General features: G+C 42.3%; 13 protein-coding genes. 1 reads left to right on the top strand and 12 read right to left on the bottom strand.

Translation table 11 applies throughout. The annotated features are described in order from the left end of the window. The first annotated feature begins 113 nt into the window (after positions 1 to 113). Complete coding sequence (locus T356_RS0100585) at positions 114 to 1178, top strand: HD-GYP domain-containing protein (RefSeq protein WP_026512802.1); 1065 nt, start codon at positions 114 to 116, stop codon at positions 1176 to 1178. Positions 1179 to 1188: 10 nt separating this feature from the next. On the opposite strand, the gene T356_RS0100580 is transcribed toward T356_RS0100585, so the two are convergent. The 12 genes from T356_RS0100580 to T356_RS0100525 form a co-directional block, all read right to left on the bottom strand. Continuing rightward, complete coding sequence (locus tag T356_RS0100580) at positions 1189 to 2646, bottom strand: peptidoglycan D,D-transpeptidase FtsI family protein (RefSeq protein WP_026512801.1); 1458 nt, start codon at positions 2644 to 2646, stop codon at positions 1189 to 1191. Further along, complete coding sequence (locus tag T356_RS17910; protein WP_035780061.1) at positions 2612 to 4003, bottom strand: FtsW/RodA/SpoVE family cell cycle protein; 1392 nt, start codon at positions 4001 to 4003, stop codon at positions 2612 to 2614. Before T356_RS17910 ends, T356_RS0100580 begins: the two co-directional genes overlap by 35 nt. A gap of 4 nt (positions 4004 to 4007) precedes the next feature. Further along, positions 4008 to 6287, bottom strand: a complete 2280-nt coding sequence (locus T356_RS0100570) for a peptidase U32 family protein (RefSeq protein WP_026512800.1) — start codon at positions 6285 to 6287, stop codon at positions 4008 to 4010. A gap of 34 nt (positions 6288 to 6321) precedes the next feature. Further along, positions 6322 to 6729 carry a cell division protein ZapA gene (gene zapA / locus T356_RS0100565; RefSeq protein WP_026512799.1) on the bottom strand — a complete coding sequence of 136 codons (408 nt, stop codon included), beginning with the start codon at positions 6727 to 6729 and terminating at the stop codon, positions 6322 to 6324. Positions 6730 to 6780: 51 nt separating this feature from the next. After that, the gene (gene ruvB, locus T356_RS0100560; RefSeq protein ID WP_026512798.1) at positions 6781 to 7812 is read right to left on the bottom strand and encodes a Holliday junction branch migration DNA helicase RuvB; all 1032 of its coding nucleotides are present in this window, start codon (positions 7810 to 7812) and stop codon (positions 6781 to 6783) included. Positions 7813 to 7818: 6 nt separating this feature from the next. Further along, positions 7819 to 8439 carry a Holliday junction branch migration protein RuvA gene (ruvA, locus tag T356_RS0100555; protein WP_026512797.1) on the bottom strand — a complete coding sequence of 207 codons (621 nt, stop codon included), beginning with the start codon at positions 8437 to 8439 and terminating at the stop codon, positions 7819 to 7821. An 87-nt stretch (positions 8440 to 8526) separates the two neighbouring features. Next, positions 8527 to 9909, bottom strand: coding sequence for an NADPH-dependent glutamate synthase (gene gltA / locus T356_RS0100550; protein ID WP_026512796.1), 1383 nt, complete (start codon positions 9907 to 9909; stop codon positions 8527 to 8529). A 26-nt stretch (positions 9910 to 9935) separates the two neighbouring features. Continuing rightward, positions 9936 to 10811 (bottom strand): sulfide/dihydroorotate dehydrogenase-like FAD/NAD-binding protein, encoded by an 876-nt coding sequence (locus T356_RS0100545; protein ID WP_026512795.1) that lies wholly within the window; start codon positions 10809 to 10811, stop codon positions 9936 to 9938. Between the two features lie 57 nt (positions 10812 to 10868). After that, positions 10869 to 12314: a chitobiase/beta-hexosaminidase C-terminal domain-containing protein gene (locus T356_RS0100540; RefSeq protein WP_026512794.1), complete on the bottom strand. Its 1446-nt coding sequence runs from the start codon at positions 12312 to 12314 to the stop codon at positions 10869 to 10871. A gap of 28 nt (positions 12315 to 12342) precedes the next feature. Then, the gene (gene folD / locus T356_RS0100535) at positions 12343 to 13200 is read right to left on the bottom strand and encodes a bifunctional methylenetetrahydrofolate dehydrogenase/methenyltetrahydrofolate cyclohydrolase FolD (protein ID WP_026512793.1); all 858 of its coding nucleotides are present in this window, start codon (positions 13198 to 13200) and stop codon (positions 12343 to 12345) included. 39 nt (positions 13201 to 13239) lie between these two features. After that, entirely contained in the window at positions 13240 to 14916 is a 1677-nt protein-coding gene (locus T356_RS0100530) for a formate--tetrahydrofolate ligase (RefSeq protein ID WP_026512792.1), read from the bottom strand. After that, positions 14917 to 17697 (bottom strand): DNA translocase FtsK, encoded by a 2781-nt coding sequence (locus tag T356_RS0100525; protein ID WP_035780059.1) that lies wholly within the window; start codon positions 17695 to 17697, stop codon positions 14917 to 14919. Positions 17698 to 17778 lie beyond the last annotated feature (81 nt).

Below are 17778 nucleotides of genomic sequence, written 5' to 3'. Positions count from 1 at the left end.
TAACACGAAAAAGTATATTATTATTAAGCGCTCATAAATCCTTATTATTTTATCATAAGGCACGCGTTTATGGAATTACACCCCAAGATTGTATTACGGAGGTCTGCTAAAAAATGAAGTACATTGCCAGGATGGAATTAAAGCCCGGTATGGTAGCCGCAGAGAACATATTGAATTACAAAAATGAGATTATTGTCGCAGCAAACACGAAGATCGACGCAACAATAATAGAAAGGCTTACCAGACAGTCCATTATGGCTGTTCCAATAAAAGAAGAAGCCGACTTTGCCACAACTCACAATGATAAAGTTCGTATTTCCGAAGGCTTCAAAAAATTCGAATCGGTTTATAATGTTTATTTTCCGGTATTCAGAGGTTATATGATGGCTGCACTCACATCGACACAGCCGATCATAATGCAGCAACTTATGGAAGTTTACAATTCAATAATTTCTTCCGTAGCAAGCGGTGAACAGCTTCTGGAATATCTTTACAATCTGACTTCTTCAGATGAAGACATGATTCTTCACCATTGTTTAAAATCCGCTCTTATCGCAGGCGTGTTTGGATCTTTCATTGGTCTTTCAATGGAAGACCAGATGCTTTTTATCCAATGTGCATTTGTCTATGACATAGGTAAATTCAGTATCCCGAATCAGATTCTGACTAAGCCCCAGCGTCTTACAAGAGAAGAATACATGATAATCATTCAGCACACGGTCATAGGATATGACTTTCTGAAAAACATGGGTGATTTTAACGAACATGTACTTAATTCAGCGATGCAGCATCACGAAAGATGTGACGGAACCGGCTATCCTTCCGGTCTGCATGGTGCCAACATCGACAGATTTGCCAAGTATATCGCAATAGTGGATTCATATGTTGCGATGACTTCCAAAAGAAATTACAGAAGAAAGCTGAATGCTTTCCAGATTATTGCAAACTATGAAGCACAGGGCTTCCAGAAATTCGACAGCGAAGCTTTAACTGCCATACTGCTTCATATAGCAAGCTCTCAGCTAGGATTTAATATAAAATTAAATAACGGGAAGAGAGGAACCGTGATCCGTATAAATGAACACGCGCTCTCCCATCCCGTAATTCTTTTAAATGAAAACAATTCTCCGCTTGATCTTTCGATGGACTACAGACTCTGCATAGAAGAAGTCTATTGACAAAAAGCTGTCAGCCGATACCGAAATACGCATCAAAAACTCTTTTTGCGATAGGTACGGCAAAGCTTCCGCCGCTTCCTGCATCTTCAACTATTACAGTTATGCAGATCTGCGGATCTTCAGCGGGAGCAAATCCCGTGAACCACGCATGAGAATCAGATTTAGATGAATTAAACTCGGCAGAACCGGTCTTTCCTGCAGCTGTGTAGGAAAGGCCTTTTAATTTGCTCGCAGTTCCTTTCTCTACAACCTGAGTCATCATCTCAGTAAGTATCCTTGCTTCCTCTTCGCTCATGAGCCTCTTGTACTCTTCGCCTCCGTAAGACTCCACAATTTTATTGTCCGCAGTGGTAATCTGTTTGATCACATGAGGTTTCATAAGCGTTCCGTTATTAGCAATCGCTGCAGTGATCATATTCATATGCATCGGAGAAACAGCCGTTGCGCCCTGTCCGATAGCAAGCTGCATGACATCGCCCTTTGACATATTATCTTTGTATTTAGCCTTACTTCTTGAATAAAGAAAATCCTCAGGCAATCTGTCATTGAACATAAGGTCTTTCAGAACATCATTATATGTACTCTGCTTAACGCTAAGGCCAATATTCGCATAAGATGAGTTACAAGACTTGGCAAAAGACTTATACAGATCGAGCGAACCATGTTTTTCTCCGTGATAACAGGATATGGTATTATCGCCTTCCGAAACTCTTCCCTTACAGGTAAAAGTATAATCCTCATAGTCCTTTGGATGCTCTCTTAGATAAGCAAGCGATGTAACTATCTTAAATGTAGAACCCGGCGGATAAAGTCCCTGAGTGGCTCTGTTAAGAAGATTAGCATTGTCCGACTTATCTTCAAGAAATCCTTTCCAGTCCTTCTCAATGGTATTTGGATCAAAGTCAGGCTTAGATACCATTGCAAGTACCTCTCCCGTCTTTGGATCCGTAACAACTATCGCTCCTCTTCTTGAAGAAAGCGCTTTGCAGCACACTTCCTGAAGCTTAACGGAAAGAGTTGTCGTTACATCATCTCCCGGATACTTCTGCTTCTTTGAATCATACGAAACCTTCTCGGCAAGGTCGATTCCCGTATTTATAAGATAATAATTGGCAAAAGACTCCACGCCTGCTTTTCCGTTCGACGCATAGCCAACGATATGGGCAAATTCATTTCCGTAAGGATACTTTCTTACTTCTTTTCCTTTCTTATCCGTTTCGGTACATGCCAAAACATCACCGTCTCTTGAAAGAATCTTTCCCCTCGTGTTCTGGGCAAGCAGGATTTTCTGCCTGGTATTGTAATTGTTATTTATATATTTCTGCTTATTTACCGTAGAAGAATAACTGATATACACCAGCATCGCCGCAAATAAAAAAGTATAGAAAACCGACAACACGATAATGGATGTCGGCCGCGACGGCCTTGTATTTCTAGTAGTCCTCCTCGTATCTCTCATTTCTCTCATTGTAATAATAATCCCTTGTATCTCTTTCTCTATCCCTGCGGATTTCATCTTCCGCTTCTTCAAAATTACGTATCAGACATATTCCCTCGAATATCATCATCATGATAACCGAAACCATTACCGAAGTTCCGCCGTAACTTACAAGCGGAAGTGTCACACCTGTAAGCGGAATAAATCTGGAACCTCCTCCTATGGTCAAAAAAGTCTGAAAGATATATGCCACACCTATTCCGCAAGAAATAAGTCTGTAATACCTGTCTCTTATCGTGTACCCCTCATACATAATATGCATAAATGTACTCAGGCAAATAAGCGTCATTATAACCGCAAAAACAATTCCAAGTTCCTCCGCGATCGCAGAAAAAATGAAATCCTGTTCAACAAACGGAATAGACTGCGGTGCACCACCGTATAGACCAAGACCAAAAGCTCCGCCGCTGCTTATTCCAAAAAGCGACTGAGAAAGCTGGTATCCGGCCTGTTCAATATTTCCAAAAGGATCAAGCCAGGCCTTCACTCTCACTTGTATATGTGAAAAGAGTCCATATGCGATAACACTTGCAAGCGCTCCAAATCCCAATCCCATAAAAAGATATCCGATATTATTCGTTGCAATATAAACAAGTGCAAGAAATACGATAAAGAAAAGCAGTGCACTACCAAGGTCTTTGGACAAAACAAGTATGATAACATGAACACCCGCAACAGCTGCAACCTTTGCAAGTGTCAAAATATCTTTTGCCTTATAAAGCGCTCCCGCCATAAAGAACAGAAATAAAATCTTGGTAAATTCCGAAGGCTGGAATGTAATTCCCGCGATCTTATATGTAATCTTAGAACCGTTTACAGTTTTTCCCAATATCAGAACGATACCTATCGCTGTGATTCCAACCGCAGCAAAGATCCAGGTATAGCGCTTTAAAACATTAAGCCTGAATATAAGCTCCGGGATAAAGAATCCTATGACAAAAGATATTGCAATAACAATAAACTGCCTTATCGCCTTTTCGTACGAAAGTCTCGTAAGCATGATGATACCGATCATCAAAAGCATACACATATTGTTTACTACAAGCTTATTCGCATCGGGATATATCACATAAAAAAGCATGATAACCGAAGCAAATACCACAATCTGAAACAAAAAGAAAAACAGATAGGCGACTTTTCCCGTTCTTGCCAGTATCTGGATAAAGCAAGATAACTGAACGCCGAACATGCAAAAAATCTGCCTTGTGTATATAATTTTCCTATCGCTCTCATACGGCTTTGTAAGCGCCCAAAATGAATCGGCAGTATACAAAAAAAGTAAAAGAGCGATCACATATTTAGCTATCTCTGTAACGTATAATTTCATTAAATCATTCCACTCCGCGTTTATAGTGACCCGTTGTGTAGTCCTTTCCTTCAAAAGCTTTACCGCGAATAAAGCTCTCAAGAACATCTACAGTATCATTATCATCCTCAATAGTAAGATCAATTCTGTAATGATCAAAGATGCCCATATCCTCTATATTTTTCATCTTACCCAAAAGAGCCGTCGGATTTGCATTCCATATGACATTATAACAATTCCTGCAATTGGTCGTGACAATCAGATCATTTCCCATCCTGTCGACCATGCGCATTCTTTCGCTGTGAACGCTTCCGCTCTTTCCGCTGCATTTATCGGTAGTCTTCTTGACACAGCCGGCACTTACCATCATCGGAACATGTCCGTAAATATTATATGTGACAGGGACATCACTAAATGCCTTTATGGAAGTTGTAACATCTTTTGCCTCATGAATCGTAAGTTCATACGGCACAGATATCTCATCCACACTGAAATCCCCCTTGGTGCACTCTGCGATAAGCTTATAGCTTCGGGAATTCCATACATATACTCCGTAATCGCAGATTACTTTTCCAAGATAATTATTATCTCTTAAATATCCCAATTGCTCAAGGTTTCTTACGAGTAACCCGTCCAAACCGCCTTCTCTGCATATATCAATAAGCAAAGAAATATCCGAAGTAGCATCAAACTTCTCTTCTCGCGTAACATACGGAAGCGCTGCCACTATCTCAACATTTCCGGACTTTGCCTTCTCAAGTTCCTTAAGCACACTGTCTTTGAAATCACCAAGGAGCATATCGGAATCAATATATATTCTTCCTATCTTATCGTAATCCTTATCGTCATCCAAATAGTCAAGTACTGCATGAAGCTGTTTCTTATTGCTGACAAGGATGTGCAAATCCGCTTTTTTCTTTTGAACATTCGCTTTCACAAAAGATTCTTCGGATTTATCAGTTCTATCCCCACTGGGAGCCTTCTCTTTCTCTTTATCCGGATGCAATAAAATATCCAGCATCTTATCACAAAGCTCGCGCCTGTACTCATTGAGCTCTCCGACAGGAATAAAGATACCGCTTCCGCTTCCGTTATCATCTATCGTAACAAAGACCTCATCCGCCTCAAAAGCCGTATTTCCAAGCTTTCTGAGCTGCTTTTCAATACTCTCTGCATCCATAGGTCTCTTTGAAGCTGCCTGAACTTCTTTTCCCGTGATCTCGCAGACAACATCACTGTTATCTTTTAAGAGCATTGTAAGCTTGGCACAATTTCCAACCGTAAGATCACAGTAAATATCGCACTTTATCTTTTTCTCATATCCAAGATATTTATCCCTTATCATCTTGGACACAGTTTCGGAAGTTCCGTTATATGCGGGAGATGAAACTGTAACCATCTCTCTTCCGTTGTGTCTGTGATAATAGCCGTCGCTTATACCTGTCCTCAGATAAAGAGCCTTCAGGATTTCCATGTCCTCGGCGGACACCTTGTGATCTTTACCGGGCTCATTATAATACAGATCTATGTATTTTCTATAAAGAGAAGTAACACCCGCAGCATACTCAGGCTTCTTCATCCTTCCCTCAATCTTAAAAGAATCTATTCCGGCGCGAATAAGCTCGGGTATAAGATCGATCGTGCACATATCCTTAAGGCTTATAGGATACTCCTCTTTGCCGTTCTTCCCGCTTGTTCTGTAAGGAAGTCTGCACGGCTGAGCACAGCGCCCCCTGTTTCCGCTTCTTGTTCCAAGCATGCTGCTAAACAGGCACGCTCCCGAATAACAATAGCACATAGCTCCGTGAATAAAAGCTTCCACTTCAATATCTGCCTTTTCGCGGATTGCCTGCATCTCCAAAAGACTAAGTTCTCTTGCAGGAACAACACGGCAGCATCCAAGATCCTTTAAAAGCTTTGCTCCGTAAATACCTGTTACAGTCTGCTGTGTGCTGGCATGAACTTCAACATTCGGGAACTCATCACGAATAAACCTCATCACGCCGAGGTCCTGAACGATAACACCGTCAAGATCTTTTTCGGCATAAGGAAGCATGAAGTCATAGATTTCCGAAAACTCCCGCTCTTTAACAAGAGTATTTACCGTCATATATATTTTTTTGTTGTGTAAATGGGCATAAGAAATAGCGTCCAGGACCTGGGCTTCGTCAAAATTATCCGCATATGCCCTTGCTCCGAACTTAGAACCGCCAAGATAAACGGCATCTGCACCTGCATTGAAGGCGCCGACCATTGTTTCATAGCCCCCTGCGGGAGCCAAAAGTTCAATTTTTTTCATATTCATATAAAAGGCTGTCTCAAAAGACAGCCCCAATAAATCATCTTCTATTACCTTTAACCTGTGTTTCCAACTGAATAATCTTTTTTGAAGATTCATCAAGTTTACTTTGAAGACTCTTGCTGTTCTTCTCGGTATTCTCAAGCTTGATCTGAGTAGCGATAAGCTCGTGCTTAAGATCGTAGAGCTCCTTTTCCTTCTCGGTAAGCTGTTCTTCCATGAGCTCTATCTGTTTCTTTAACTTAAAATAGTCATCTGCAATATTAAGCTGCAACAAAACATTCTGTGTATCTATCGGTTGTCTCTTAAAACCGTCTATTTTGTTATATTCCGAAATCTTGTTGTTAATGTACGAAGCTACTTTTTGAAGATATTCCTCTCCTTCGTAGCCGCTTAAGGTGAATACTTTTCCCCCGATAATTACCTCAGTATCCGTTTTAGATGCCATACTTTTCTCCCTGCATAAAAAATCAACCAATAAGCAAATTTGTACTTTAAATTATATATCGGTATCACCGGGGTTTTCAAGTCCCAAATGAGCATACGCAATATCAGTAACCACGCGCCCTCTGGGAGTTCTGTTTATGAAACCGTTCTTGATAAGATATGGTTCGTAAACATCCTCGATAGTTCCGGGGTCTTCTCCTATCGCAGCTGCCAAAGTATCGAGTCCGACCGGCTTCCCCGCAAATTTGTTTATCATTGTCAAAAGAAGATTTCTGTCTGTATGATCAAGCCCCATCCTATCAACGTCCATGAGGTCAAGAGCCGTCATTGCAACCTCTCCCGTAATTCTGCCATCAAATTTTACCTGGGCAAAATCCCTCACGCGCTTAAGTATTCTATTTGCAAGTCTTGGCGTTCCTCTGCTTCGTCTTGCCATCTCAACAGCACCGCCCTTATCAACTTCAACTTCGAGCACTTTCGCAGACTGTGTGATGATGCTGCATAGTTCATCAACATCATAAAACTCCATGCGGTGTATCATTCCGAATCTGTCTCTTAAAGGTGCCGAGAGCATTCCTGCTCTTGTTGTTGCTCCGATAAGTGTAAAATGAGGGAGATCCAGTCTTATTGATCTTGCAGTAGGCCCTTTGCCGATCATAATATCAATGGCATAGTCCTCCATTGCAGGATAAAGAACCTCCTCTACCTGCCTGTTAAGACGATGTATCTCATCCACAAAAAGGATATCGCCTTCCTGAAGGTTATTTAATATAGCCGCCATATCTCCGGGCTTTTCTATGGCAGGGCCGCTGGTAATCTTAATATGAACTCCCATCTCATTTGCGATGATTCCCGCAAGAGTGGTCTTTCCAAGACCGGGAGGCCCGTAAAAAAGAAGATGATCCAGACAATCTCCTCTCTTCTTGGCAGCTTCTATATAAACCTTAAGGCTTTCCTTTATTTTCTTTTGTCCAATATAAGTATCAAGCTTCTGAGGTCTAAGCGATCCTTCAATCTTAATGTCTTCCGGATTGATCTCAGGATCTATTCCTCTGGCATTTGTAACGATTTTTTTCTTTTCCATGGCTGTTTAAAACATCTCCTTAAGAGCCAGTTTCAGCAGATCTTCTGTTTCCGCACCGGCAGCTTTCTCACTGCCAAGAACCTTTCTGACTGCCTTAATTGCATCGGACTGATTATATCCAAGTGCCACAAGTGCCGCAACAGCCTCATCTTTTGCGGCAGATTTCTCATCGGAAAGCTCTCCGTCCAAAGAAGAATCTCCCTGTGAAAGTAAAGAATCTTCCGTAACTTTGATCTTGTCCTTGAGCTCAAGAGTAATCCTCTCTGCAGTTTTCTTTCCGATTCCGGGAGCCTTTGCTATTGATGCGCTGTCACCTGCCATAATGGCAAATCTAAGATCGTCCGGCGACATAACGGACAATATTGCAAGCCCGCCCTTAGGTCCTATACCGTTTACAGTTATAAGTAGTTTAAAAAGTCCCAGCTCATCTCTGGAAAGGAAACCGAAAAGCGTAAACGCATCCTCTTTGACATTTGTATATGTGTATAACTTTACCACATCACCAATACCGGGCATTCTGTCCATGGTAGACCCGGAAATATTAACGTTTATTCCTATGCCGTTAACGTCCACAACGGCATTCCCCTCTTCGATGCTCTCAAGAATACCATTTACATAAGCAACCATATTATTTATTCTTTCCGTGATTATTATAGATTAACAGCCGTCACCTGATATACAGGTGACGGCGTTATATAAAAGATTCAGTACAAATTACTTGCTCTGAAGATATTCATCAATACCCTTAGCGGCAGCTTTTCCTGCGCCCATGGCAAGAATAACGGTTGCAGCACCTGTTACTGCATCACCGCCGGCAAATACACCGGGCTTTGATGTCTGTCCATTGTCTTCTGCAACAATACATTTTCTTCTGTTGATCTCAAGTCCCTCAGTTGTTGAAGAAATAAGAGGGTTAGGAGATGTTCCGAGTGACATGATAACTGCATCGCAATCAATCTCAAACTCAGAACCGGGAACCTCTACAGGACTTCTTCTTCCTGACTCATCAGGCTCACCAAGCTCCATTCTGATACATGTGATTCCTGTTACCCAGCCGTTTTCATCAGCATGGATCTCAACAGGATTGCAAAGAAGATCGAAGATGATTCCCTCTTCCTTAGCATGTCCAACTTCTTCCTTACGTGCAGGAAGCTCTTCCTCACCACGACGATATACAACATGAACTTCAGCTCCGAGACGAAGTGCTGTTCTTGCTGCATCCATAGCAACGTTACCACCACCTACAACTACGCACTTCTTGGGCTTCATGATAGGTGTTCTTGAGTTCTCATCAAAAGCTTTCATAAGATTGCTTCTTGTAAGGAACTCATTTGCTGAGAATACACCCATAGCCTGCTCGCCGGGGATATTCATGAATCTGGGAAGACCTGCTCCGGAACCGATAAATACAGCCTCAAAGCCTTCTTTCTCCATAAGATCGTCTATAGTAACAGACTTGCCGATAACAACGTCTGTCTCAAGCTTAACGCCAAGTGACTTAACGTTCTCGATTTCTTTCTTAACAACAGCATCCTTGGGAAGACGGAACTCAGGAATACCATAAACAAGAACACCGCCTGCCTCATGAAGAGCTTCGAAGATAGTTACGTCGTAACCCATCTTTGCAAGATCTCCTGCACATGTAAGACCTGAAGGGCCTGAACCGATGATGGCAACTTTCTTGCCCTTCTTCTCCTTAGCGCCCTCGGGCTTGATTCCCATTTCTCTTGCTGTATCAGCTACGTATCTCTCAAGCTTACCGATTGAAACAGCATCACCCTTGATTCCTCTTACGCACTGACCTTCACACTGGCTCTCCTGAGGACATACACGTCCACAGACAGCAGGAAGCGCACTTGACTGGCTGATTACCTGATAAGCTTCCTCAACATTTCCCTGCTTAACCTGCTCGATAAATGCAGGAATATTGATTGATACAGGACATCCCTGTACGCATTTGGGATTCTTACAATTAAGACATCTGAGTGCCTCTTTCTCTGCTTCTTCTTTATTATATCCAAGACATACTTCTTTAAAATTAGTTGCACGTTCCTTAGCGTCCTGTTCGCGGACCGGAACTCTTACAAATCCATCCATCTTTTAATCTCCTATATAGTTATCTATCAGTTGCAATTTCCGCATCCGCCGTGGTGTGTGTCACCTTCCTGAGCCTTGAGAAGAAGCCTTCCCTCCTCAGTCTTGTACAACTTCATACGATTCATTGCCTGGTCAAAATCAACCTTGTGTCCGTCAAACTCAGGACCGTCAACGCAAGCGAACTTAACCTGTCCGTCAACTGTAAGACGGCAAGCTCCACACATTCCTGTTCCGTCAACCATAATAGGATTCATGCTGACAACTGTAGGAATTCCGAGTTCCTCTGTAAGCTTGCAAACAAACTTCATCATGATCATAGGTCCGATAGCTACACAGTGATCATATTTATTTCCTTCATCCCAAAGGTCCTGAAGAGCCTTTGTAACCATTCCGCTTCTTCCATAAGAACCGTCATCGGTTGTGATATGGAGATTACATACTTCCTTGAATCTGTCCTCCATAATAACGAGATCCTTAGTCTTTGCTCCAATAATAACGTCGCATTCAACTCCCTGCTCTTTTAACCACTTTGCCTGAGGGTAAACAGGAGCAGTTCCTACACCACCTGCGATAAATACGATCTTCTTTTTCTTTAATTCTTCAACACTCTCTTCGCAAAGATCTGAAGGCTTTCCTAAAGGTCCGACAACATCTGCAAGACAGTCACCTGCTTTAAGCTTGGCGAGTTTATGTGTCTCTGCACCGATTGCCTGTACAACTATCTCAACAGTTCCCTTCTCTCTGTCATAATCACAGATTGTAAGAGGAATTCTCTCTCCCTCTTCATCAACACGGATAATTAAAAATTGTCCGGGTAAACATGCGTCTGACACACGCGGAGCCTCAACGATCATCTGAAAGATGTTCGTAGTAAGCTCATTTGCCTCTAAAATCTTGAACATAGTCTTTCTCCTCCAATTATCTGGTAAAAAAATATATAAAGTATATTACTTCTTTATTTACTTGATCAATTTCAATGTATATCTGCCGCTTGTATCGTAGCCAAGATGATTTAACGAGCCGTCATTCGTATTAATCGCAAAGAACCTTCCTGTCTTACTTCTGGTTCCATCCGCACGAACAAACTCTTCATCAATCTTATAGTATTCACCGGCACCCGGGACTTCTATGATATTCTGATAGATATATTCATTTCGTCCGCCGCCTCGTACACTTCCCTTTTCATCCAATAGAACATCAAGCTGCAAAAGCTTATTTACAAGACTCTTAACTGCCTGCTCCTTGGAGACTTTTCTGGGATAAGCAAAATGGAATTCTCTCTCCACTATTTCACTCGGATTGCCTTTTTCGTTATAAGCAATAAACTTAAATTTCGATGAGCCGAGTGGCATAGGAATCGGTTCCGTGTACTCAAGTGAATCCATGTCGGGATCCGAACCGTCTGTCGTGTAATATACGGTACAACCTTCCCCCGGAACTACCACTATCATGGTATTCTGTGTATAATCACCGCTTGGTTCCATAACCTCGGGATCCGGTGCAGCACCTTTTTCTACAATATATGTATTCTCAACAACTTCACTCGATATACCATACTCATTTACAGCTACAGCCTTGATGTTATATTCATCATCTACGCTTAAGTCGATTGCTCTCCTGTAAACGGTACACTTTTTATCAGGCACACCGCCATTTATGGTGTAGTATATGACATCTCCTTCTCCACCGGAAAGTTCAATCGATACAAACTCTTCATAAGTATCCGCTTCCGGAGTCATTTCCGGAGGCTTCGGGATATATTTTTTTCGAAGAGCAACAGCAGATTCATTTTGATCTTCATTTAGAATCTGTGCTATTTTATCATATTCTCCCGATTGTTTATATATCGAAATTATACTTTCGTATGCTAATGTGACAGAATCTTTTGTGAAAATTTCCGAATCTGTTACAATTCTGAGTGTAGCAACCGCATTATCGATAGCTCCGAGTTCAAGATAACAATCCGACAATTCAAAAATAATATTGATATTGCGGGGATTTTTCTTGTTCCCCTCTGTAAGATACGCTACCGCTTTGTATGTATTACCGCTTTCTCTGGCTTCACGCGCAAGATTGATATATCTGTTTCCGTTTCTGTCCTGAAAAATAAAAACAATAACAACAATCATTATTACAGCTGCAACGACGCCGGCAAATCCAAGTACAGTCTTTCTTTTATCTCTTATGAACGCATATACATCGTCCTCTTCTTCATCTTTTTCCTGCACTTCTCTTTTCTTATTTTTCTCGTCTTTTACAAACGTGCCTGCAATCGATGACATCGTACTATCTATTTCATTTTCAATTTCCGGTTCAAAATCCGGTACGATTTTTATCTCCGCGCCGCATTCGTCACAGTACATGTGCCCTTCAGGAATATAGGCGCCGCATTTATGACATTTCATATCTTAATACTCCACTAAAACTCTACTATTATTTAAACATGGTAGCAGCTTCATAACAGTTGTTCATGAGCATAGCGATAGTCATGGGACCTACACCTCCGGGAACGGGAGTTATTGCGGAAGCTATCTCTTTTACTTCGTCATAGCAAACATCACCGCAAAGTTTGCCTTCTTCATTTCTGTTTATTCCGACATCAATTACAACTGCACCTTCTTTAACATGATCTTTGGTGATCATTCCGGCTTTTCCGACAGCGGCTATAAGAATATCCGCCCTCTTGCATACTTCTTCAAGGTTCTTTGTGCGAGAATGAGCAACGGTAACAGTTGCATTCTCTCTGAGCATAAGAAGTGACATGGGCTTTCCGACAATATTGGATCTTCCTACTATAACGCACTCTTTGCCCGCTATATCGATTTTACCGTCACATCCTCTCTTTAAGAGCTGAATGACGCCTGCGGGTGTGCAGGATACAAAGCCTTTTTCTCCTATACAGAGTGCACCGACATTCATCGGATGGAATCCGTCTACATCTTTTTTGGGGCTAATGGCATCAATAACCGTCTTCTCATCAATCTGTGAAGGAAGAGGCATCTGTACAAGTATGCCGTTTACATCATCTCTGTTATTAAGTTCATCAATAAGTTTTAACAATTCTTCCTGTGAAGTTTCCTTCGGAAGTTCGTAAGAAAGAGATCTGTAACCGATGTACTCGCACGCTTTCTTCTTATTTCTGACATAAACCTGAGAAGCGGGATCCTCGCCGACAAGTATTACAGCAAGAGTAACCTCAATCCCCTGTTCTTTTAATCGAGCCGTTTTTTCTTTAAGCTCGTCTTTAATGATCTGTGAAATTGCTTTTCCGTCGATAATCTGTGCACTCATATATACTCCTAAACTCCAAACTAAATATTTGTATTCCTATCAGAACAATCCGGTAATCTTTCCGTTTTCGTCAACATCAATGTCATAAGCCGCAGGGTGCTTCGGAAGTCCGGGCATAGTCATGATCGCACCTGTAAGTGCCACAACAAAGCCTGCACCTGCAGAAACATATACTTCTCTTACAGTAATGTTATAACCTGTAGGTCTTCCGAGAAGATTCGGATCGTCAGAAAGTGAATACTGAGTCTTGGCCATACATACAGGAAGTTTGCCAAATCCCATCTCTTCAATCTTAGCTATCTGCTTGCTAGCAGCAGGCGTATATGTAACTCCGTCCGCTCCGTAAATTTCTGTAGCAACTGTACCGATTTTATCCTTGATTGGCATATCATCGCTGTAGAGCGGTGCATAGTTACTTGGTTTAGTATTTATTGTATCAATAACTTCTTTTGCAAGAGCTTCTCCGCCTTCGCCGCCTTTTGCCCAAACTTCCGCAAGAGCAAATCTGCAATCCTTCTTTTCGCAGAACTCTTTTACAAAATTAGTTTCCTCTTCTGTATCTGTAATGAAAGAGTTAAGTGTCACAACTACGGGAACACCGTATTTCTGGATATTCTCGATGTGCTTCTCAAGGTTTACGATACCTTTCTTAAGAGCTTCAAGATTCTCTTTTCCAAGCTCTGTCTTAGGAACTCCTCCGTTATATTTAAGTGCTTTGATCGTAGCTACAAGAACTACGGCATTGGGCTTAAGTCCGGCTATTCTGCACTTGATATCAAGGAACTTCTCAGCACCGAGATCCGCGCCGAATCCGGCCTCCGTTACAGTATAATCGGCAATTGAAAGAGCTGTCTTGGTAGCTCTTACCGAGTTACATCCGTGTGCAATATTTGCAAAAGGTCCGCCGTGAACAATAACGGGAGTATGCTCAAGTGTCTGCACGATATTGGGCTTAAGCGCATCTTTCAAAAGAGCCGCCATAGCGCCTACAGCCTGCAGATCTCCTGCTGTTACAGGTTCTCCCTTAAAGTTATATGCAACAATTATTTTTGAAAGTCTTTTCTTGAGATCCTCAAGATCGCTTGAAAGGCAAAGGATAGCCATGATCTCTGAAGCAACGGTAATAACAAAGTGATCCTCTCTTGGAACACCGTCTGCCTTGGCACCAAGTCCGACAACGATATTTCTAAGAGCACGGTCATTCATGTCCTCAGCTCTCTTCCAGATAATCTGTCTGGTATCGATCATAAGCTCGTTACCCTGCTGAATGTGATTATCAAGAAGTGCAGCCAAAAGGTTATTGGCTGATGTTATTGCATGGAAATCACCTGTGAAATGAAGGTTGAGATCTTCCATAGGAACAACCTGAGCATATCCACCGCCGGCTGCTCCACCCTTTATTCCAAAGCAAGGTCCGAGCGAAGGCTCTCTGAGTGCAATAACTGTCTTATGTCCAAGTCTGTTCAGAGCATCTCCGAGTCCTACACTTACAGTTGTCTTGCCTTCTCCTGCGGGAGTGGGATTGATCGCGGTAACAAGAATGAGTTTTCCCTTCTTGCTGCTTTCAGCCTTCTTTAAATATTCTTCAGTGAGTTTAGCCTTGTACTTTCCATAGAACTCAAGGTCATCCTCTTTTACACCGACTGACTCAGCAACCTCTTTGATATGAAGCATTTTTGCTTCCTGCGCGATTTCGATATCACTTTTTACTCCCATTTATTCTCCTCCTACCATTTGTTCAAATTCTACCTTTGTCATAAGGACTTTCCTTGGCTTGGTGCCCTCTTCATCTCCGACAACACCCGCCTCGCAGAGCTGATCCATTATTCTGGCCGCTCTGTTAAACCCAATCTTAAACACTCTCTGCAACATTCCGATGGATGCTTTCTCTTTGTCAATGATCATCTCACCGGCCTGTACGAAATACTCATCTCTGGAAGAAGCTCCGTCGCCTGAACTTGCGGTGCCACCACCTCCGCCCTGGCTCTGAATGTTCTGAATCTGCTGTTCGATTTCTTCTCCGTAAGATGATTCTATTCCCTGATTTCTCAAGAAATCAGTAACTGCCTGCACTTCCTTGTCTGATACAAATGCGCCCTGCATTCGCGCAGGCTTCGTATATCCCTGAGGATAAAAGAGCATGTCGCCCTTTCCAAGAAGCTTCTCGGCACCTGTAATATCAAGAATCGTTCTTGAATCAACACCACTTGATACCGCAAACGCAACTCGGCTAGGCATATTTGCCTTAATTAGACCTGTGATGACATCAACCGAAGGTCTCTGAGTTGCTATGATAAGGTGAATACCCGCTGCTCTCGCAAGCTGTGTAAGACGACAGATTGCATCCTCGACTTCATTTGCTGAGACCATCATAAGGTCCGCAAGCTCATCTACAATTACGACGAGCTGTGGAAGCAATTGCTTGTCCGGGTCTGCGCTCTGCTCAACGGATTTATTGTATCCCTTAAGATCACGAACACCGGCTTCTGCAAACTTCTTGTATCTGTTTGTCATCTCTGCAACCGCCCAGTTAAGCGCTGCAGCAGCTTTCTTGGGATCTGTCACAACAGGAATCATAAGATGTGGAATTCCGTTGTAAACACTAAGTTCAACGATCTTTGGATCGATCATGATCATCTGAACTTCTTCAGGTTTGGCCTTATAAATAAGGCTCATTATAATTGTATTTATACAAACGGACTTACCCGATCCCGTAGCACCGGCGATAAGAAGGTGCGGCATCTTGGAAATATCCGTTACTACCGTTTTTCCTGCTATGTCTTTACCGACAGCAAAAGCGAGCTTTGAAGAAAACTCTTTAAATTCTCTTGATTCAAAGAGGTCTCTGAGCGCAACAGCCTGGTTTTCTTTATTCGGAACTTCAATTCCGACAGCAGCCTTTCCGGGAATAGGCGCTTCTATACGAATGTCTCTGGCCGCAAGATTCATCTTGATATCATCGGCAAGTCCGACAATCTTATTTACTCTGACTCCCGCTTCGGGCTGAAGCTCAAATCTCGTAACGGAAGGCCCCTGGCTTATATCCGTAACAGTTACGTTTACGCCGAAAGTTTTAAGAGTTTCCTGCAATTTAAGCGCTGTCTCCTTGAGCTGCCTTGCCGTCTCAAGGTTCTTATTCTTAACTCCCTTTTCCAAAAGACTTACGGGCGGGAATACATATTTCTTGTTGATAGCACGTTTGTGCGCTTCAATCTCTTTTTCCATTCCGACATTTACGGTATGAGGACCGGGACCTGACGGAACATGTGTAGCCTCTGCAGTCGATGTGATCTTGGACGAAGCACCGGGAGACCTTGAAATATGATCCTGAGCATGTATTGCATATTCGCCGTTCATGCCGTTTCCAATATTTTCCGCATGTATCGGAACATCCGGAAGAATATCATCCGGAGTTTCAACGGGAGCTACCTTTGCTACAAGCTTCACGCTGTTATCAGGCAAAGGAATTGCTTCCTCTTCTTTTGAACCAAAATCCATACTGTGGATTCTCGGTTCTGTCACAAGGACTCTTTGTCCGTCCGGCTCTACATCAGTCTTTATGTCACGCTTATTAAGAACAATCTCGTGAATATCATCATGAAACTCTTCCTCATCCGGTATAAAGACATTTCCGGGCTTTTCTTCGCTCCCACCGTAAATATGGATATTATCGGACTTCTCTTCCTCGACATCTTCTTTGGTGATATTCGTATCAAGCATGACTCCGCGGACGTTCTTCTCCATCCTCAAAATCTTGGCATCTTCTTTTTGTTCAATGGCAAGTCGCTTTTCTTCCTGTATCTCAGCTCTTCGCTTCTCGACCATCTCACGCCTGCGCTCGGCGTATTCTCTGTAATTTGCGGCGTCTTCTCTTGTTTTCTCGATAAGTTTTCTGCTTCCGTTCCTGATACCGCCGACAAATGACTGCTCGGTAAATATCACGATGCTGATAATTCCTATCAGAAGGAGCAAAAGAGCTGTTCCCGCAAATGATAAATGTTTATAAAATGCATAAGCAAGAGAACCTGCAAAAAATCCTCCGCCGTCTCTTCCCTCTTTGGCAGAATTAAATATAAATGCCACGTCATAATTCTGCGCCTGCTGAGGCCTCTTCGTAATAAGTTCCGCAATGATCCCAACCAAAAAGAACAGGACAATTCCGGAAACAACCTTGCGTTGTGCAGCACTTGAACCGTAGTTCGCAACAGAAATAAGAACAGCGCCCAATGCCACAAGTGGTGCAAAATACGCCGTAAATCCGAAAAAGCCAAATAATATTCCGCTTAATGCACTGCCAAACTCCCCACAAACGCCAAAATTACATAAAAAAAGGAAAATTGTCAAAGCGACCATTGCAATAACCACAAGTTCGCTTCTTAATGAATAATCAATCTCCTCCGCTTTTTTGGCAGAAGCGCTTGTTCTGGAGTATCTTTGACCTGAACTCCTTGAAGCGGTCTTTCTTGTCTGTTTTCTACCATTATTACTCTGTGCCATATCTTCCCCTTGACTTATACAAAACTCTTATAAGTATACCATTTTCTAAACCCATATGCTATACTTACGTTATTGTAGTTT

This window comes from Butyrivibrio sp. LB2008, from assembly GCF_000621565.1.
In the GTDB taxonomy this organism is placed as follows: Bacteria; Bacillota; Clostridia; order Lachnospirales; family Lachnospiraceae; genus Butyrivibrio.
The sequence above is the reverse complement of the archived record's forward strand: the minus strand, read 5'-3'. Positions and strand labels throughout refer to the sequence as shown.